Source organism: Janibacter sp. DB-40 (assembly GCF_029510815.1).
Classification (GTDB): Bacteria; Actinomycetota; Actinomycetes; order Actinomycetales; family Dermatophilaceae; genus Janibacter.
Map to the genome: position 1 here is coordinate 1233340 of NZ_CP120360.1, position 18471 is coordinate 1251810.

General features: G+C 72.0%; 19 protein-coding genes. 16 read left to right on the plus strand and 3 right to left on the minus strand.

Annotated elements, in window-relative coordinates; genetic code table 11:
• The first annotated feature begins 18 nt into the window (after positions 1-18).
• The 16 genes from murF (at position 19) to PVE36_RS05925 (ending at position 15890) form a co-directional block, all read left to right on the plus strand.
• The gene (gene murF / locus PVE36_RS05850; protein ID WP_346780623.1) at positions 19-1365 is read left to right on the plus strand and encodes a UDP-N-acetylmuramoyl-tripeptide--D-alanyl-D-alanine ligase; all 1347 of its coding nucleotides are present in this window, start codon (positions 19-21) and stop codon (positions 1363-1365) included.
• The gene (gene mraY / locus PVE36_RS05855; protein ID WP_277455185.1) at positions 1362-2447 is read left to right on the plus strand and encodes a phospho-N-acetylmuramoyl-pentapeptide-transferase; all 1086 of its coding nucleotides are present in this window, start codon (positions 1362-1364) and stop codon (positions 2445-2447) included. Before murF ends, mraY begins: the two co-directional genes overlap by 4 nt.
• The gene (gene murD / locus PVE36_RS05860; protein WP_277455186.1) at positions 2444-3958 is read left to right on the plus strand and encodes a UDP-N-acetylmuramoyl-L-alanine--D-glutamate ligase; all 1515 of its coding nucleotides are present in this window, start codon (positions 2444-2446) and stop codon (positions 3956-3958) included. Before mraY ends, murD begins: the two co-directional genes overlap by 4 nt.
• Before the next feature lie 104 nt (positions 3959-4062).
• Positions 4063-5247 (plus strand): putative lipid II flippase FtsW, encoded by a 1185-nt coding sequence (gene ftsW, locus PVE36_RS05865; protein ID WP_277455187.1) that lies wholly within the window; start codon positions 4063-4065, stop codon positions 5245-5247.
• Positions 5244-6356, plus strand: coding sequence for an undecaprenyldiphospho-muramoylpentapeptide beta-N-acetylglucosaminyltransferase (gene murG, locus PVE36_RS05870; RefSeq protein WP_277455188.1), 1113 nt, complete (start codon positions 5244-5246; stop codon positions 6354-6356). The genes ftsW and murG overlap by 4 nt, the downstream gene beginning before the upstream one ends.
• A 13-nt stretch (positions 6357-6369) precedes the next feature.
• Positions 6370-7788: a UDP-N-acetylmuramate--L-alanine ligase gene (gene murC, locus PVE36_RS05875; RefSeq protein WP_277455189.1), complete on the plus strand. Its 1419-nt coding sequence runs from the start codon at positions 6370-6372 to the stop codon at positions 7786-7788.
• Positions 7789-7798: 10 nt separating this feature from the next.
• Positions 7799-8563 (plus strand): FtsQ-type POTRA domain-containing protein, encoded by a 765-nt coding sequence (locus PVE36_RS05880; RefSeq protein ID WP_277455190.1) that lies wholly within the window; start codon positions 7799-7801, stop codon positions 8561-8563.
• A 149-nt stretch (positions 8564-8712) separates the two neighbouring features.
• A complete protein-coding gene (gene ftsZ, locus PVE36_RS05885) occupies positions 8713-10101 on the plus strand; it encodes a cell division protein FtsZ (protein ID WP_277455191.1) in 1389 nt (462 codons plus the stop codon).
• Positions 10102-10134: 33 nt separating this feature from the next.
• A complete protein-coding gene (gene pgeF, locus PVE36_RS05890; RefSeq protein ID WP_277455192.1) occupies positions 10135-10866 on the plus strand; it encodes a peptidoglycan editing factor PgeF in 732 nt (243 codons plus the stop codon).
• Positions 10863-11567 carry a YggS family pyridoxal phosphate-dependent enzyme gene (locus tag PVE36_RS05895; RefSeq protein WP_277455193.1) on the plus strand — a complete coding sequence of 235 codons (705 nt, stop codon included), beginning with the start codon at positions 10863-10865 and terminating at the stop codon, positions 11565-11567. Before pgeF ends, PVE36_RS05895 begins: the two co-directional genes overlap by 4 nt.
• A gap of 47 nt (positions 11568-11614) precedes the next feature.
• Positions 11615-12088, plus strand: coding sequence for a cell division protein SepF (gene sepF, locus PVE36_RS05900; protein ID WP_277455194.1), 474 nt, complete (start codon positions 11615-11617; stop codon positions 12086-12088).
• Between the two features lie 43 nt (positions 12089-12131).
• Positions 12132-12407: a YggT family protein gene (locus PVE36_RS05905; RefSeq protein ID WP_277455195.1), complete on the plus strand. Its 276-nt coding sequence runs from the start codon at positions 12132-12134 to the stop codon at positions 12405-12407.
• Between the two features lie 73 nt (positions 12408-12480).
• Positions 12481-13560, plus strand: a complete 1080-nt coding sequence (locus PVE36_RS05910; RefSeq protein WP_277455197.1) for a DivIVA domain-containing protein — start codon at positions 12481-12483, stop codon at positions 13558-13560.
• A 209-nt stretch (positions 13561-13769) separates the two neighbouring features.
• Positions 13770-14390, plus strand: a complete 621-nt coding sequence (locus PVE36_RS05915; RefSeq protein WP_277455198.1) for a TraR/DksA C4-type zinc finger protein — start codon at positions 13770-13772, stop codon at positions 14388-14390.
• On the plus strand, positions 14363-14962 hold the full coding sequence (gene lspA, locus PVE36_RS05920; RefSeq protein WP_277455199.1) for a signal peptidase II: 600 nt from the start codon (positions 14363-14365) through the stop codon (positions 14960-14962). The genes PVE36_RS05915 and lspA overlap by 28 nt, the downstream gene beginning before the upstream one ends.
• On the plus strand, positions 14955-15890 hold the full coding sequence (locus PVE36_RS05925; RefSeq protein ID WP_277455201.1) for an RluA family pseudouridine synthase: 936 nt from the start codon (positions 14955-14957) through the stop codon (positions 15888-15890). Before lspA ends, PVE36_RS05925 begins: the two co-directional genes overlap by 8 nt.
• 4 nt (positions 15891-15894) lie before the next feature.
• Here the strand turns inward: PVE36_RS05925 and PVE36_RS05930 are convergent, their stop codons facing one another.
• The 3 genes from PVE36_RS05930 to PVE36_RS05940 all read right to left on the minus strand — a co-directional run bounded on the left by PVE36_RS05930 (position 15895) and on the right by PVE36_RS05940 (position 18321).
• Positions 15895-16113, minus strand: a complete 219-nt coding sequence (locus PVE36_RS05930) for a helix-turn-helix transcriptional regulator (RefSeq protein ID WP_277455202.1) — start codon at positions 16111-16113, stop codon at positions 15895-15897.
• A complete protein-coding gene (locus PVE36_RS05935; RefSeq protein WP_277455203.1) occupies positions 16113-16670 on the minus strand; it encodes a hypothetical protein in 558 nt (185 codons plus the stop codon). The genes PVE36_RS05930 and PVE36_RS05935 overlap by 1 nt, the downstream gene beginning before the upstream one ends.
• A gap of 118 nt (positions 16671-16788) precedes the next feature.
• Entirely contained in the window at positions 16789-18321 is a 1533-nt protein-coding gene (locus PVE36_RS05940) for an AMP-binding protein (protein WP_277455205.1), read from the minus strand.
• Positions 18322-18471 lie beyond the last annotated feature (150 nt).

Consider the following 18471-nt stretch of genomic DNA (forward strand, 5'->3'; position numbering starts at 1 on the left):
CGGCGGGCGCCTCCACGGATGCAGCACCAGCGAGGCCGACGCGATCACCGTCGACGGCCCCGTCGTCACCGACTCCCGGGAGGCCGCCCCCGGCAGCCTCTACATCGCCCGCGTGGGCGAGTCGGCCGACGGCCACCAGTTCGTCCCCGCCGCGGCGAAGGGGGAGCCGTCGCCGCGATCACCACGCGCGAGGTCGACGGCCTGCCCGCCGTCGTCGTCGAGGACGAGCAGGCGGCCTTCGTCGCCCTCGCGCGCCACCTCGTCGACTCCCGCCCCGACCTGACGGTCGTCGGGATCACCGGCTCCTCCGGCAAGACGAGCACCAAGGACCTGCTCGGCGCCGTCCTCGGGGCCGACGGCGAGACGGTCGCCCCGGTCGGCTCCTACAACTCCGAGGTCGGCGTGCCGCTGACCGTCTGCCGGATCACCCCGACCACCCGGCACCTCGTCGTCGAGATGGGCGCCCGTGGCGTCGGGCACATCGAGTACCTCACCCGCATCGCCCCGCCACGCATCGGCATCGTCCTCAACGTCGGCCACGCCCACGTCGGTGAGTTCGGCTCGCTCGAGGCCGTCGGCCGGGCGAAGTCCGAGCTGCCCGCCGCGTTGCCGCCGGAGGGCGTCGCCGTCCTCAACGCCGACGACCCGGTCGTCGCCGGCATGGCCGCCCGCACCCACGCCCACGTCGTCCTCGTCGGGGAGTCCGAGGAGGCCACCGTCCGCGCCACGGACGTCACCCTCGACGAGGCCGGCCGCGCCTCCTTCACCGTCACCGCCCCCTTCGGCACCGCGCAGGTGGCCCTGGGCCTCGTCGGCCGCCACCACGTCGGCAACGCCCTGGCCGTCATCGCGGCCGCCGACGCTGCCGGGTTGGACCTCGACCGGGTCGTCACCGCGCTCGCCGCCGCCCGCCCGCTGAGCCGCTGGCGGATGGAGGTCACCCGTCGCGAGGACGGCGTGACCGTCGTCAACGACGCCTACAACGCCAACCCGGACTCGATGTCCGCCGCCCTGCGCTCGGTGGCCGGGATGGCCACGCAGGGCCGGCGGTGGGCCGTCCTCGGGGCCATGCTGGAGCTGGGTGACGACGCGCCGGTGCTGCACGCGCAGGTCGGGGCCGAGGTCGCGCAGCTGGGCTTCGACGAGCTGCTCGTCGTCGGCGAGGACGCGCTGCCCATGGCCGACGGTGCCCGGGACGCCGGGGTCGAGGGCCTGCGCGTGCGGACCGTCCCCGATGCCGACGGCGCCGAGGGCCTGCTGCGCGAGGAGCTCGACGCGCGGGACGTCGTGCTGCTCAAGTCCAGCCGTGACGCCGGGCTACGGTGGCTCGGAGACACCATCAGCCAGGAGGAGGCCCGCGCATGAAGGCGGTGCTCATCGCTTCTGTCATCTCCCTCGTCGTCGCCCTCCTGGGGACGCCGATGTTCATCAAGTACCTCGTCAAGCAGGGGTACGGCCAGTTCATCCGCGACGACGGCCCCGACTCCCACCACACCAAGCGCGGCACCCCGACCATGGGTGGTGCGGTCATCATCCTGTCCACGGTCGCCGCCTACGTCCTCGCCCACGTGGTGCTGTGGACGCCGCCGACGGCGAGCGGCATCCTCGTGCTCTTCCTCATGGTCGGTCTCGGCGCCGTCGGCTTCGCCGACGACTACATCAAGATCAGCAAGCAGCGCAGCCTCGGACTGAAGTCGGGGGAGAAGCTCGTCGGGCAGGCGCTCGTCGGCGTGACCTTCGCGGTCCTGGCCCTGCAGTTCCCGAACGAGGCCATGCGCCGACCCGCCTCCACGCACATCTCCTTCGTGCGTGACCTGCCGATCGACCTGTACTTCGCCGGCCCGATCATCGGCCTGGTGCTCTTCGTCATCTGGGCCAACCTCATGATCGCCGGCACCTCCAACGGCGTGAACCTCACCGACGGCCTCGACGGCCTCGCGACCGGCGCCTCGGTGATGGTCTTCGCCGCGTACGTCGTGATCGCCACGTGGCAGTTCAACCAGAACTGCCAGATCAACCCCGGCGCCAAGTGCTACGACGTGCGCGACCCGCTCGACCTGGCGGTCATCGCCGCCGCAGGCATGGGGGCGTGCTTCGGCTTCCTGTGGTGGAACGCCTCCCCGGCGAAGATCTTCATGGGGGACACCGGCTCGCTCGCCCTCGGTGGTGCCCTGGCCGGCCTGGCGATCATGTCGCAGACCCAGCTGCTCATCGTCCTGCTCGGCGGCCTCTTCGTCACGATCACCCTGTCGGTGATCGTCCAGGTCGCCTCGTTCAAGACCACCGGCAAACGGGTCTTCCGGATGGCCCCCCTGCAGCACCACTTCGAGCTGCTGGGGTGGCAGGAGGTCACGATCGTCATCCGCTTCTGGATCATCGCCGGGCTCTTCGTCGGCGTCGGCCTGGGCGTCTTCTACGCGGAGTGGGTCGTGGGAGCACCGTCGTGAGCGGGGCACCCGACCGCGGGACCCGCAGTGCTCGACTGGCCGACCTGACCCACCGGGACGCCGACTGGTCCGGGCTGCGGGTCGTCGTCACCGGGCTGGGGGTCTCCGGCTTCGCCGCTGCCGACTCGCTGCTCGAGCACGGTGCCCGCGTGCGCGTCGTCGACGCCGCGGCGCCGGAGCCCGGGTCCGACTCGATGATGGCCCAGCGCGCCCAGATCCTCGAGGTCCTCGGGGCGCAGCTGTTGCTCGGCGACGGCGCGGAGGAGGCCCTGCCGGGGCCGGCCGAGGAGATCGACCTCGTCGTCACCTCCCCGGGATGGCCCCCGCACCAGCCGCTGCTGGCGGCCGCCGCCGACGCCGGCATCCCCATCTGGGGCGACGTCGAGCTCGCCTGGCGGATGCGGCCGAGCGAGGGCGCGGCGCCCTGGTTGCTCGTCACCGGCACCAACGGCAAGACGACGACCGTGCAGATGCTCACCGCGATGCTGCGGGCGGCCGGGCTGCGCGCCGCCAGCGGCGGCAACGTCGGGACGCCCGTCATCGAGCTGGTGCAGGACCCGCAGCCCTTCGACGCCATCGCCGTGGAGCTGTCGAGCTTCCAGCTGCACTGGAGCCACTCCCTTCGCCCCCTGGCCGCGGCCTGCCTGAACATCGCGCCCGACCACATCGACTGGCACGGCTCCGTGGCGGCCTACACGCAGGACAAGGGCAAGGTCTTCACCCAAGCCGAGGTCGCCTGCGTCTACAACGTCGAGGACCCGGCCACCCGCCGCCTCGTCGAGGAGGCCGACGTCGTCGAGGGCTGTCGCGCGATCGGCTTCACCCTCGGCACGCCGCAGCTGTCCATGCTCGGGGTGGTCGAGGACGTCCTCGCCGACCGGGCCTTCATCGAGGACCGGGAGCAGTCCGCGGCCGAGCTCGGCACGCTCGCGGACGTGCAGGGGGAGGCGACCGCCCTCGCCCCGCACCTCGTCGCCAACGCCCTGGCGGCCGCCGCGCTGGCCCGCGCCTGCGGGGTCCCGCCGATCGCCGTGCGCGAGGGCCTGCGCACCTGGCAGCCCGAGCCGCACCGGATCGCCCACGTCGCGACCTTCGGCGACGTGCAGTGGGTCGACGACTCCAAGGCGACCAACCCCCACGCCGCCCGGGCCAGCCTCGTCGCGCACGAGCGCGTCGTCTGGGTCGCCGGAGGGCTGCTCAAGGGCGCCGACGTGGACGAGCTGGTCGCCGCGGCCGCCCCCCGGTTGCGGGCGGCGGTGCTCATCGGCCGGGACCGCGCGCAGATCGCGCAGGCGCTCGCCCGACACGCGCCCGACGTCCCCGTGATCGACGTCGCCACGACCGACACTGGGGCGATGGATCTCGTCGTCCGGCACGCGGCCGACCTCGCTCGGCCGGGGGACGTGGTGCTGCTGGCCCCGGCAGCGGCATCGATGGACATGTTCGACAACTACGGGGCCCGCGGCGACGCCTTCGCCGCAGCGGTGGATCGGTACGTGCAGGAGGGGTGACGGTGAGCAGCAACGCAGCGACCGGACGTGGTCGATCTGCGACGCGCCGCGGTCCCCGGGGCAGCAGTCCCCTCGAGCAGTGGCTGGCCCGGTTCGAGTCGCCCATGACGACCTACTACCTCCTGCTCGGCGTCGTCGGGCTGCTCGTGGGCATCGGGCTGGTCATGGTGCTCTCGGCGTCGATGATCGTCTCGCTGAAGGAGAGCGACTCCTCCTTCACGATCTTCCTCAAGCAGTTCGTCTTCGCGGTCGTCGGTGCGCTCGTGCTGTGGTGGTCCGCCCGGCGCAGCGTCGCGTTCTGGAAGTGGTTGGCGCTGCCGGCGCTGCTGGTCTCGCTCGTGCTCCTGGCGCTCGTCTTCTCGCCCCTGGGGTTCGGCTTCCAGGGCAATCGCAACTGGATCGGGGTCGGCCCGGTGACCCTCCAGCCGAGCGAGGTCGCCAAGCTCGGGCTCGTCCTCTCCGGTGCGCTGATCCTCGAGCGCAAGCGCGAGCTGCTCGGCTCGATCAAGCACGCGCTGGTCCCCTTCGTCGTCCCGATCGCGGGCGCGCTGCTCACGCTCGTGATGCTGGGGCACGACCTCGGCACGGCCATGGTCATCGCGATGATCGTCGTCGGCATGCTCTTCGCCGCCGGGGTGCACCTGCGGTGGTTCGTCGTCGGCGCCGGGCTCTTCGCCGCCCTGGGCGTCGTCGCCGCAGGCCTCGGCAACAGCCGCATGCAGCGCATCCAGATCTGGCTCGACCCGCAGGCCTGCGCCCCCGGCAGCCAGCTCTACTACGACATCTGCCGCCAGCCGATGCACGGACGCTTCGCCCTCGCCGACGGCGGCTGGTTGGGCGTCGGGCTCGGCGCCAGCCGCGAGAAGTGGGGCTGGCTGTCCGAGCCGTACAACGACTTCATCTTCGCGATCATCGGCGAGGAGCTGGGGCTGCTCGGCACCCTGGCCATCCTCGGGCTCTTCGCGGCCTTCGCCCTGACCGGGATGCGCCTGGTCTCGCGCACCGACGACCTCTTCGTGCGGATCGTCACCGCAGGCATCTGCACCTGGGTGCTCGTCCAGGCCACGATCAACATCGGTGCCGTGATCGGCATGCTCCCCGTCATCGGCGTCCCGCTGCCCTTCGTCTCCTCCGGCGGGTCCTCGCTGGTGACCACGATGCTCGCCGTGGGCGTGCTGCTCAGCTTCGCGCGCAACGAGCCGGGCTGCTCTGAGATGATCGCTGCCAAGCCATCCGGGCTGCGTGCCCTGCGCGCCCGGCTCCCGATCAGGAGGACCTCCACCCGATGACTGCCTCCCGCCCCACACGCGTCCTTCTGGCGGGGGGTGGCACCGCGGGTCACGTCTCGCCGCTGCTCGCCCTCGCCGACTGCCTGCGCAGGCGTGACCCGGCCGTCGACGTGGTCGCCCTGGGCACCGTCGAGGGACTCGAGTCACGCCTCGTGCCCGAGCGCGGCTACGAGTTCCGCACCGTCCCCAAGGTTCCGCTGCCGCGCAGGCCCACGGGCGACCTCGTCCGGCTGCCGGTCAACCTGCGCCGGGCCGTCGCCGCCGCGCAGCACGCGATCCAGGAGATGGACGCCCAGGTCGTCGTCGGCTTCGGTGGCTACGTCTCCACCCCCGCCTACCTCGCCGCACGGCGCCTCGGGGTGCCGATCGTCATCCACGAGCAGAACGCCCGCGCCGGCATCGCCAACAAGGTCGGTGCACGCTTCACCGACCACGTCGCGGTGACCTTCCCGGAGACCAAGCTGCCCGGCGGCCGGGTCATCGGCATGCCCCTGCGACCGGAGATCATCGCGCTCGACCGACCCGCGATGCGTGCCGGGGCGCGGGCGCACTTCGGTCTGCGCGAGGACCTGCCCGTGCTGCTGGTGACCGGCGGGTCGCTCGGGGCGAAGCGGCTCAACGACGCCTTCGCGGCGAGCGTGGCGACGCTGCGTGACGCCGGGGTGCAGGTCCTGCACGCCACCGGCGCCGGCAAGGACTTCGCGGCCGTCGGCGGGGACGAGAGCGTGCCCTACGTCGTCCTGCCCTACGTCGAGCGGATGGACCTCGCCTACGCGGCCGCGGACGCCGTCGTCTGCCGGGCCGGCGCCAACACCGTCTGCGAGCTGACGGCCGTCGGACTGCCCGCCGTCTACGTCCCGCTGCCCATCGGCAACGGCGAGCAGCGACTCAACGCCGCCGGCGCGGTGGAGGCCGGCGGGGGACTGCTCGTCGAGGACGCCGACGTCGACCCGGGGTGGGTCGCCGCCGAGATCGTCCCGATGCTGCGGGACGCCCAGCGGCTGGACGCGATGTCGCGGGCCGCCGCCTCCGTCGGCCACCGCCACGCCGACGAGACCCTGGCCGACATCGTCACGGCGGCCTGGGTGGAGGGCGGCAGCCGTGGCTGATGCGCTGCCCCCCGTGCCGCGGAACCCGCGCTTCGACCTCCTCGCCCCCAGACTGGCACTGGGCGACCTCGGTGTCGTGCACGTCCTCGCCGCGGGCGGGGCCGGGATGTCGGCGATCGTGCGGCTGCTCCTGGACGCGGGGGTGGAGGTGCGCGGCAGCGACGCGCAGGACTCCCCGCTGCTCGACCGGCTCCGCCGGCTCGGCGCACGCATCCACGTGGGCCACGACCCGGCCCACCTCGAGGGTGCCGACACGGTCGTCGTCTCCTCCGCGATCCGCGAGTCCAACCCCGAGCTCCTCGCGGCACGGGAACGCGGCCTGCGCGTGATCCACCGCAGCCAGGCCCTCGCCGCCGCGATGGACCGGCAGGAGCGAGTGGCCGTGGCAGGCGCCAACGGCAAGACGACGACGTCCTCGATGCTCACCGTCGCCCTCCTCGAGGCCGGCGAGAACCCCTCCTTCGCCCTCGGTGGCGAGCTGTCGACGCAGGGCGTCAACGCCGCCCTCGGCGACGGGGCCGCCTTCATCGCCGAGGCCGACGAGTCGGACGGCTCCTTCATCGCCTACGAGCCGCACGTGGCCGTCGTGACCAACGTCCAGCCGGACCACCTCGACTTCTACGGCGACTTCGCCACGGTCGAGGCCGCCTACCTCGAGTTCGCCGGGACGATCGAGCCGGACGGTCTGCTCGTCGCGTGCGCCGACGACGAGGGCTCGGCGCGGTTGGCGGGCCGTGCGGCCGGGGCGGGCCGGCGCGTCCTCACCTACGGCTTCAGCGAGGGCAGCGACCTGCGACTGTCCGACCCGGTCCTGGACGGGACGGACGCGCGCGCCACACTCACCGCGGGCGGGACCGGTCGGGAGCTGGCCATCGCCGTCCCGGGTCGGCACAACCTGCTCAACGCCGCGGCCGCCTACGCCGCCGCCGTCGAGGGCCTGGGCGTGGACGCAGAGGCGGTGCTCGCCGGCCTCGCCGCCTACGGGGGCACCCGACGACGCTTCGAGACGAAGGGGGTCGCCCGCGGCGTCACCGTCGTCGACGACTACGCGCACAACCCCGGCAAGGTCGAGGCCGTCGTGAGCACGGCGCGGGAGATCGCGGGGGAGCGGCGCCTCGTCGTCGTCTTCCAGCCGCACCTGTACTCGCGCACCCGCGACTTCGCCGAGCTCTTCGCCCGGGGGCTCGCCCCGGCCGACGAGGTGCTGCTGCTGGACATCTACGGCGCCCGTGAGGAGGCCGTGGAGGGGGTGACCTCCCGGCTGGTCGCCGACCCGCTGGCGGCTTCCGGGACGACGGCCTCGGTCGTGACCGAGGACGAGGCCGTGGAGCGCATCGTCGCCACCACCACGCGGGGCGACCTCGTGCTCACGGTGGGCGCCGGCGACGTCACCGCGCTCGGTCCACGCATCCTCGACGCCCTCGGTCGGTGAGGAGCGCTCCATGGCACAGCGGTCGGTGAAACGGCGCCCCGCGCGCAGCGGGACGAGGGAGGCGACGGAGCGTCGCTTCGTCGAGCGGGCGGCGCAGGCCCGGGGGCAGCGACTGCGTCGGTGGCTGGTCGCCCTCCTCGTCGTCGCAGGCCTCGGCGCGCTGGGCTGGCTGCTGGGCTTCTCCACGCTGCTGGACGTGCGCACGGTGGAGGTCACCGGCGCGGAGGCGACCGACGAGGCGGCGATCGAGCGGGTCGCGGCCCGGGAGCAGGGCACCCCGCTCGCGCGGGTGGACGGCAGCGCGGTGGCGGACCGGATCGCAGAGGAGGTCCCCGCGGTGAAGTCCGTCGACATCGACCGCGGCTGGCCGCACACCCTCAATGTCAACGTGACCTCGAGGGTTCCGGCGTTGGCGGTGCGCGAGGACGACGGCTTCCGGCTGCTGGACATCGAGGGCGTGGTCATCCGCACGACCTCCTCGGCGCCGAAGGGTGTGCCCACGGTCCGGGCGGATGACGGCGCCGAGGTGTCCGGGCACGGCGTGCGGGCGGCCCGGGGCATGCTCAAGGCGCTGCCGGCGGACATGCGTGATCGCGTGCGCGGAGTGACCGTCGACGGGGCGGACCAGGTCAGCTTCCGGCTCGGCCGGACGACGATCGTCTGGGGGGACGCCGAAAGTCCGAAGGTCAAGGTGAGGCTCATCCCGATCCTGCTGGAGAAGAAGCCGGAGATCATCGATGTGTCCGCCCCCGGCTCGCCCGTGACGACGGGATAGGGTGGCGACACGCGGGCGGTGCGTTTGCTCCCCGGGCCGGGGCCGCATAACGTCACCCGCACACCGAGCGTGATCAAACTGTAACCCTGAAGTTCACCTTGAGCCTTCCGGGTGACGGCACCACCGAGCAGCAGCAACAGGAGTCCCCCGTGGCATCAGCCCAGAACTATCTGGCCGTTATCAAGGTCGTCGGCATCGGCGGCGGTGGCGTCAACGCCATCAACCGGATGATCGAGGTCGGGCTCAAGGGCGTCGAGTTCATCGCGATCAACACCGATGCCCAGGCGCTCCTGATGTCCGATGCCGACGTCAAGCTCGACGTCGGTCGGGAGTTGACGCGCGGACTCGGTGCCGGCGCGGACCCCGAGGTCGGCAAGAAGGCCGCCGAGGACCACGCCGAGGAGATCGAGGAGGTCATCAAGGGGGCCGACATGGTCTTCGTGACCGCCGGTGAGGGAGGTGGCACCGGCACGGGTGGTGCCCCCGTCGTCGCCAAGATCGCCAAGAGCCTCGGTGCGCTGACCGTCGGTGTCGTCACCCGCCCCTTCACCTTCGAGGGGCGTCGTCGCGCCAACCAGGCCGAGACCGGCATCGGCTCGCTGCGCGACGAGGTCGACACGCTCATCGTGATCCCCAACGACCGGCTGCTCTCGATCAGCGACCGCGCCGTGAGCATGCTCGACGCGTTCCGCTCGGCGGACCAGGTGCTCCTCTCCGGTGTCCAGGGCATCACCGACCTGATCACCACACCCGGTCTGATCAACCTCGACTTCGCCGACGTCAAGTCGGTCATGCAGGGCGCCGGGTCCGCGCTCATGGGCATCGGTTCCGCGCGGGGTGAGGACCGGGCCGTGCAGGCCGCGGAGCTGGCGATCTCCTCGCCGCTGCTCGAGGCGAGCATCGACGGCGCCCACGGCGTGCTCCTGTCGATCCAGGGTGGCAGCGACCTCGGCCTCTTCGAGATCAACGAGGCCGCCCGCCTCGTCCAGGAGGCGGCCCACCCCGAGGCCAATGTCATCTTCGGCACGGTCATCGACGACGCCCTCGGCGACGAGGTCCGCGTGACCGTCATCGCCGCCGGCTTCGACGGTGGCGCCCCGACGCCGCGCCAGGACGACCGGGCCCTGGGGCAGGTCCAGTCCGGTGGCCGCAACCAGCCGGCGGCGCAGCCGCAGCAGGGTGGTCAGCCGCAGCAGGCTCCCGCGCAGGGCCAGCCGGCCCAGCAGGCACCGGCCCAGCAGGCGCCGGCCCAGGGGCAGCCGCAGTACGCGCCGCAGGGCCAGCCGGCCCCGCAGCAGGGTGGCCAGCCGCAGCAGGCTCCCGCGCAGGGGCAGCCGGCCCGGCAGGCGCCGGCCCAGGGGCAGCCGGTCCAGCAGGCGCCCGCGCAGGGCCAGCCGCAGCAGGGCCAGCCCGAGGGCGGTCAGCAGGGGCAGCCGCAGCAGGCCCCGGCCCGGCAGCAGAACGCCCCGGCCGCGCCGCCGCGCCAGGTGACCTTCGACGACGGCGACGACCTGGACGTGCCGGACTTCCTCAAGTGAGCCACCGCCGGGCGGCCGGGGAGCGCGGCTGAGGTGTTCCTCTGGCGATCGAGCGACCCGGGGCCGCTGCAGGCCTTCACCGACCGGCACGACGGGGCGAGCGCCGCCCCCTTCGCCGGGCTCAACCTCGGTGCCCACGTCGGTGACGCGGTCGAGCACGTGGCGAGCAACCGGCGCCGCCTCGAGGCGGAGATCGGGATGCCGACAGTCTGGGCCGACCAGGTGCACGGCACCGACGTCATCCACGTCACCGACGAGGTGCTCCGGGGCCCGCGCACGGCCACGGGTGCCGTCGGCACCGCCGACGCCCTCGTCACCGCCCTGCCCGGGATCGCGCTGGGTGTCCTCGTCGCCGACTGCACACCGGTGCTGCTCCACGACGAGCAGGCCGGCGTCGTCGGCGTCGCGCACGCCGGACGCCAGGGCATGACGAAGGGGGTCGTCCCCGCCGTCGTCGCCGCGATGCGCGACCTCGGGGCCCACGACCTGCGGGCGACCGTGGGGCCCTCCGTGTGCGGACGCTGCTACGAGGTCCCCGCCGCCCTGCGCGAGGAGGCTGCCGCCGTCGCGCCGGTCTCCGCCGCGCTCACCTGGACGGGCACCCCGGCGATCGACGTCGCCGCCGGCGTCGTCGAGCAGCTGGGCGCCATGGGCATCCCCGTCGAGTGGGTGCCCGGTTGCGCCCGGGAGGACGAGTCCCTCTACTCCCACCGCCGGGACGGCACGACCGGACGCTTCGCCGGGATCATCGGCAGGCCCGCATGAGCGAGCGCCGGGACGAGCTGGCGCAGGGCCTCTCGGCCGTCGAGGAGCGGATCGCGCGCGCCTGCGCACAGGCGGGACGTCCGCGCGAGGACGTGCACCTCGTCGTGGTGACGAAATTCTTCCCGCGCAGCGACCTCGACCTCCTCGCCTCCCTCGGGGTCACCGACATCGGGGAGAACCGCGAGCAGGAGGCGGCGGCGAAGCTCGCGGACGGCGGTCCGCCACCCGGGGTGCGCACCCACTACATCGGTCAGCTGCAGTCGAAGAAGGCAGGCGCCGTGACGCGCTGGGCCGACGTCGTCCAGGCCGTCGACCGCCCCAAGATCGTCGACGCCCTCGCCCGGGGGGCCGCCAAGGCCGGCCGCGAGCTGACCGCGCTCATCCAGGTCGACCTCGACCCGGAACCCGCCGAGCACCGCGGAGGAGCGCAGCCGGCGGACGTGCCCGCCCTGGCCGACCAGGTCGCCGGGACCGACTCCCTTCGCCTCGGTGGACTCATGGCCGTGGCGCCGCTCGGCGGGGACCCGGACGAGGCGTTTGGCCGCCTGGCGGCGCTGTCGGAGCGCCTGCGGGTGGACCACCCGTCGGCCGACTGGATCTCGGCGGGCATGAGCGGGGACCTCGAGGCGGCAGTGCGACACGGAGCGACACACCTGCGTGTCGGAACGGCAATCCTCGGAACTCGTCCGCCCCAGCGGTAACTTCGGTACCGACGACGAGGACCCGAAGCTGGTTTAAGGATGAGGACATGACGGCACTGCGGAATGCGATGGTCTACCTCGGCCTCGCCGAGGACGACAAGCGGTACGAGGAGTACGACGAGTACGTCGAGGACTACGACGAGCCCGCTCACGACATGGCAGCGGGGGAGCCGTCCGCCGAGGTCACCCCGATCCGACGGGTCCAGGCCGCTCCGGCCGTCCGCGAGGTGGAGGTCACCCAGATGAACCGCATCACCACGATCCACCCGAGCACGTACAACGACGCGCGGGCCATCGGGGAGAGCTTCCGCAGCAACACCCCGGTGATCATGAACCTCTCGGACATGGACGACTCCGACGCCAAGCGCCTCGTGGACTTCGCCGCCGGACTCGTCTTCGGTCTGCACGGCTCGATCGAGCGCGTGACCAACAAGGTCTTCCTGCTCTCCCCGGAGCACATCGAGGTCGACGCCGAGGGCGGCGAGACACCGCAGGCGCGGGGTCTGTTCAACCAGTCCTGACCTGCCCGTCCGCGCCGTCGGTGCGGCACATAGGCTTGCGCCCATGCTGATCGTCCGAGAAGTGCTCGACCTCCTGCTCGGCATCTACCTGTACATCCTCATCGGACGGCTGATCTTCGAGTGGATCCAGGTCTTCGCCCGCCAGTGGCGGCCCACCGGCGTCATCCTCGTCGTCGCCGAGGCGATCTACACGGTCACCGACCCGCCGCTGAAGGCGATCCGCAGGGTGGTCCCGCCGCTGCGGCTCGGAGGTGTGGCGATCGACCTGGCCTTCCTCATCCTCATCATCCTGGTCTCGATCCTGCGCGCGATCGTCTAGGCTGAGCGGTGATGCCCGTGCGTGCCCCGCGCCGTACGAGCCCCGCAACTGCCCGATCGCATACGGAGGAAGTATGGCGCTCACGCCCGAGGACGTCCTCAACAAGACCTTCACCCAGACCCAGTTCCGTCGTGGGTACGACGAGCGCGAGGTCGACGACTTCCTGGACGAGGTCGTCGCCGAGATGCGTCGCATGGTCAAGGACTCGGAGGACCTGCGCTCGCGTGCCGGTGACGGTGGCTCCGCGCCCGCCGCGACCGCGACCGCCGGGTCGGGCAAGCCCGACGAGGCCCTGACCCGGGAGAACCGCGACCTGCGTAGCCGCCTCGAGAAGGAGACGGCCGCCCGCACCGAGGCCGAGAAGCGCACGAGCGAGCTGGAGCGCAAGGTGGCCGAGCTCGAGTCGAGCGGCTCGGCCCGCGCCGAGAAGCGGCGTGGCGACTCCGCGAAGGTCACCTCCGCCGAGGCCGACGCCGACGAGCGCGTCACCATCGTCAACGCCCGTGCCGACGAGGCCGAGAAGAAGGCCCAGGAGCGCATCGCGGCCGCCAACGCCGCGGCCGAGCGCGCCGAGGCCGAGGCCAAGAGCCGTGCGGACAAGGCCGCCGCCCAGCCCGCCGGCTCCGCCGACGACGGCAGCGCCGGCGAGATGGCTGCGGCCGCCGGTGGCGGCGCCGGGGCCTCCGGCCTCATCGCCCTGGCCCAGCGCCTGCACGACGAGCACGTCGCCGAGGGCCAGACCCAGCGCGACAAGCTCGTCGCCGAGGCCGAGCGCCAGCACCAGGAGCTCGTCACCAAGGGTCAGAGCAAGCACGACGAGCTCTCCACCTCCGGTCAGAGCAAGCACGACGAGCTCGTCAAGGCCGGTCAGACCAAGCGTGACCAGCTCGTCGGCGAGGGCACGAGCCAGCGCGACAAGCTCATCTCGGACGCGCAGACCAAGTCCGCGTCGCTCGTCAGCGAGGCCGAGGCCAAGCGCAAGAAGATCCTTGACGACCTCAACGCGCAGAAGACCGGCCTGGAGACGCGTATCGCCGAGCTGACCACCTACGAGCGCGACTACCGTCGCAAGCTCAAGGACTTCATCTCCGGTCAGCTCAAGGACCTGGAGTCGGCCCCCGCGCTCGCCCCGCAGGAGAGCGCCAAGCACTGATCACCACCCGGCCGGCACGTGCCCGGTCGCGTCCGAGGAGAGGCGGCGGTGTCCATCCGGGCGCCGCCGCCTCTCCTCGTCGCCACCCCGGCCGGCGGTGGTGAGGAAACGCCGCCCCGAGAACCCGCTCCCACCGACCAAAAGGACGTACCCTGCGGGCACACCAGGTCCGTGCTCGACGCGCGGACCTCCTGATACCGAGGACGATCATGGCGGCGAAGAAGTCGACGGCCCGCAGCACGGGCGCGAAGAAGGCCACCCCTGCCAAGGGCGCGGCCAACAGCACGGAGAACGGGACTACGCCGGCGAAGAAGTCCGGCACGAGATCCACGTCGTCCGGGGGGAAGAAGCCGGCGAAGAAGGCGAGCACGAAGACGCCCGCGAAGAAGGGCACGACGAGGAGCTCGACGGGCAAGGCCGCGACGGCGACCCCGGCCGACCAGCTCGTCGTCCGTGAGGACGAGTCGCCGTGGACGCCCGCGGAGCTGAAGGAGGTCCGCGCCGAGCTCGAGGAAGAGATCGCCCGGCAGCGTGCCGACCTCGAGGCCTCGGAGACCGAGCTGAACGCCTTCCTCAGGGAGCCGATCGACGGCGCCGGTGACGATCAGGCCGACGCCGGGGCGAAGTCCTTCGAGCGCGAGCACGAGCTGAGCCTCGTCGCCGGGGCCCGGGCGGGCCTGGAGCAGAACCTCCACGCGCTCGAGCGGCTCGAGGACGGGAGCTACGGCATCTGCGAGTCCTGCGGCAACCCGATCGGCAAGCTTCGACTCCAGGCCTATCCGCGTGCGACCCTGTGCATGACATGCAAGAGCACACAGGAGCGCCGCTGAGCGCCACACAGCCACCGGTTGACGGTGAGGCCACCCCGGCGAGATCCCGAGCGCGGATCCTGGCGTGGTATTTCATCACCGCCATCGTCGTCCTCGGCATCGACCAGGCGAGCAAGGTGTGGGCGCTGCGCACCCTCGACGGGGAGCCGGGGGCCCGGCTGATCGGTGACCTGATCGGCCTGCGCCTCATCCGCAACTCCGGAGCGGCCTTCTCGATCGGTGGGTCGATGACCTGGGTGATGTCCCTCGTCGCCGTCGGGGTCACCGTGGCGATCCTCGCCGTCGTCCCGCGCATCGGCTCGGCGCGTTGGAGCCTGGCGCTGGGCCTGCTGCTCGGAGGATCGTTGGGCAACCTCTACGACCGCTTCTTCCGCGAGCCCGGCCCGCTGCAGGGGCACGTCATCGACTTCATCGACTACGGCGGTCTCTTCGTCGGCAACATCGCCGACATCGCCATCGTCGGTGGGGCCGGGCTGCTGCTCTGGCTCGTCTTCACCAACATCGGCATCGACGGCTCGCGCCCGCAGCACGCCGTCGGCCACCGGCACACCAAGGAGGACACCGATGAGTGACGTCCGCAACGTCCTCGTCCCCGAGGGGCTCGAGGGGGAGCGCGTCGATGCTGCCGTGGCGCGGCTCTTCGGGCTCTCCCGCACCCGGGCCGCCGAGCTCGCCGCCGAGGGGATGGTCGAGATCGACGGCGCCGGTGTCGCGAAGTCCACGCGGGTGACCGCCGGGGCCCGGATCGAGATCGCCCTGCCGGCCGCACCGACCAACCCCGAGCTGGAGGTCGTCGCCGAGCCGGTCCCCGGGATGCGGATCATCCACGACGACGACGACATCGTCGTCGTGGACAAGCCCGTGGGCGTGGCCGCACACCCGAGCGTCGGCTGGACCGGTCCGACGGTGCTGGGCGGGCTCAAGGCCGCCGGCTACCGGATCACCACCAGCGGCGCCAGTGAGCGGCAGGGGATCGTCTCCCGGCTCGACGTCGGCACGAGCGGGCTGATGGTCGTGTGCAAGAGCGAGTACGCCTACTCCGTGCTCAAGCGGGCCTTCAAGCAGCGCACGGTCGACAAGACCTACCACGCCCTCGTCCAGGGTCTGCCCGACCCGCACGTCGGCACGATCGACGCGCCGATCGGTCGTCACCCGAGCGGCGAGTACAAGTTCGCGGTCATGGACTCCGGCAAGCACGCGGTCACCCACTACGAGCTGATCGAGGCCTTCCGGCACGCGTCCCTGCTCGACGTGACGCTCGAGACCGGACGCACCCACCAGATCAGGGTGCACATGGCCGCCCTTCGCCACCCGTGCGTCGGCGACCCGACCTACGGGGCCGACCCCACCCTGGCCCGCAAGCTCGGGCTCGAGCGGCAGTGGCTGCACGCGATGGGGTTGGGGTTCACCCACCCCGGTACCAACGAGTACGTGTACTTCGAGAGCACCTACCCCGACGACCTGCAGCAGGCGCTCGACCGGCTCGCCGACCTGTCCTGAGGCCTCACCGGCGCAGGGAGAACAGGTCGCCGGGCGTGCAGTCGAGCACGTCGCACAGGGCCGTCAGGGTCGAGAAGCGCACGGCCCGGCCGCGGTTGTTCTTCAGCGCCGAGAGGTTGGCGTGGGTGATCCCGATGCGGCGGCTCAGCTCGGTCACGGTCATGCCGCGGGCCTCGAGCAGGTCGTCGAGGTGGCAGACGACCCGGTGGTCCTCCGGCGGCATCAGATGAGCCCGTCCTGGTCCGCCCGCAGCTGGCTGCCGCGGTGCAGGACGAGGGCGACGAAGGACAACGTCATCGCCCCGACGTAGAGGTACCACCACTGGGTGGTGATCGCCTGGGCGTCCCAGTCACCCGCCCGTGACTGGAGGGCGAGGTTCGTCGCCGGTCGGCGCAGGAGCCCAGGGACCAGGAGCATCACGACCACGATCCAGCTCGCGGCCGTGGCCCACCGGGCCGTCGAGCGGACGAAGACGTCCCCGCGCAACATCGCCAGGACGCACAACGACAGCAGGACGATGACTGCTGCGGAGGTGGCCCACTGGAGGACGTCGGCCACGCGCAGGGTGACGAGCGCCCATTCGGGCAGGTCGGCGGTCTCGACGAGGAGGGTCCGGGGCAGCTCGTCCGGGTCGATGACCGGCAGTGCCACGACATCCGCCGACCACCGGTCGGTGACGCTGCGGACGACGTGCACGAGCAGCGCGATCCCGGCGAGGCCGAAGGCGAAGATCGAGGCGCCTGCGTCGCGCCGGAGCCTGGTGGTGGGTGTGCGGGCCATGGGGTCCTCCTTGATGACTACATTGTTCTTCGATGTATCGATAAACAATGTAGCAGGGATGCGACGAAGGGGGAGCCCCGCACCGCCGGTGAGGCTCCCCCTTCGCTCCGGGGCCGGGTCAGTTGACCTGGCGGTCGCGACCCTCCCAGTACGGGGCACGCAGCTTGAACTTCTGCAGCTTGCCCGTGGCGGTGCGGGCGAGCTCCTCGCGGAACTCGACGGAGGTCGGCGACTTGTAGCCGGCGACGCGCGCCTTGCACCAGGCGATGAGGTCGGCCTCGGTGGCGGTGGACCCCTCGGTGACGACGACGAGGGCCTTGATCGTCTCGCCCCACTTCTCGTCGGGGACGCCGATGACGGCGACCTCGGTGACGTCCGGGTGGGAGAAGAGGACGTCCTCGACCTCCACGGAGGCGACGTTCTCGCCGCCGGTGATGATGACGTCCTTCTTGCGGTCGCTGATCGTGACGTACCCGTCGTCCTCGATGTAGCCGCCGTCACCGGTGTGGAACCAGCCACCCTCGAAGGTCCGCTCGGTCTCCTCGGGGAGGTTCCAGTAGCCCTCCATGATGACGTTGCTCCTGGCCAGGACCTCCCCGGACTCCGACACCGACATCTCGACGCCGAGCGCGGGCATCCCGGCCCGCACGAGCTTGCCGGCGCGCTCCTCGGGCGACAGGTCGTCCCACTCGGCGCGGCGGGTGTTGATCGTCAGCAGGGGAGAGGTCTCGGTGAGGCCGTAGATCTGCTGGAACTCCCAGCCGAGCTCGGTCTCGACGCGGGCGATCGTCTGCGTGGGCGGCGGGGCGCCCGCGACGATGATGCGCACGCGGTCCCGGCCGGGGATCTCGCCCTCCCAGTCCGCGGCCGCCGCCAGGACGGCGTTGACCACGGCCGGTGCGGCGCACATGACCGTGACGCCGTGCTCCTGGACCCGCCGCAGGATCTCCGCACCGTCGATCTTGCGGATGACGACGTGCTGGGCGCCGACGCCGGTCATGGCGAAGGGCATGCCCCAGCCGTTGGCGTGGAACATCGGCAGCGTGTGCAGGTAGACGTCACGGTCACCGATGCCGGCGTGCAGGCCGAAGGTGACCGCGTTGACCCAGATGTTGCGGTGGGTGATCTGCACGCCCTTGGGGCGGGCCGTCGTGCCGGAGGTGTAGTTGATCGTGGCGACGGCGTTCTCGTCGGGCTCCCACGGGCGCGGGTCCGCGGCCGCGATCTCCTCCTCGGTGCCGAAGAGGTGCTCGTCGTCACCGAGGACGAAGGTGTGCTCGGCCTGCACCTCGTCGATGAGGGAGGTCAGTTCGGGGTCGATGTAGAGGACGCGGGCGCCGGAGTGCTCGACGATGAACTTCACCTCCTCGGGCGCGAGGCGGAAGTTGATCGGCACCAGGACCCGTCCGGAGCCGGCGACACCGAAGAAGCTGGTCAGCAGGCGGGCGGAGTTGTGCGAGACGACGGCGATCCGGTCGCCGACCTCGATGCCGAGGGAGTCCAGGTGCGCGGCCTGGGCCCGGGCCAGCTGGCGCATCCGTGCGTAGGTCACGCCCTCGAGCGGCGGCGCAGGCTGGTCCGGCTCGTCCACGACGGCGGTGCGCTCGCCGTAGACCTTCGCGGCGCGGTCGAGGAAGTGGTTCACGGACATGGGGACGAACATCCTCAGGGCCTCCTGTGGCTGGCGACGGTGTCTTCTCCGACGGTAGACCCACCGCTGCCGGGGGAGAAGGAAGGAGGGTGGCGGCGCGGCGAGCGGCTCGTGGCGCGCGATCGGCGGCCCCGTCGCGCCACTGGTCGG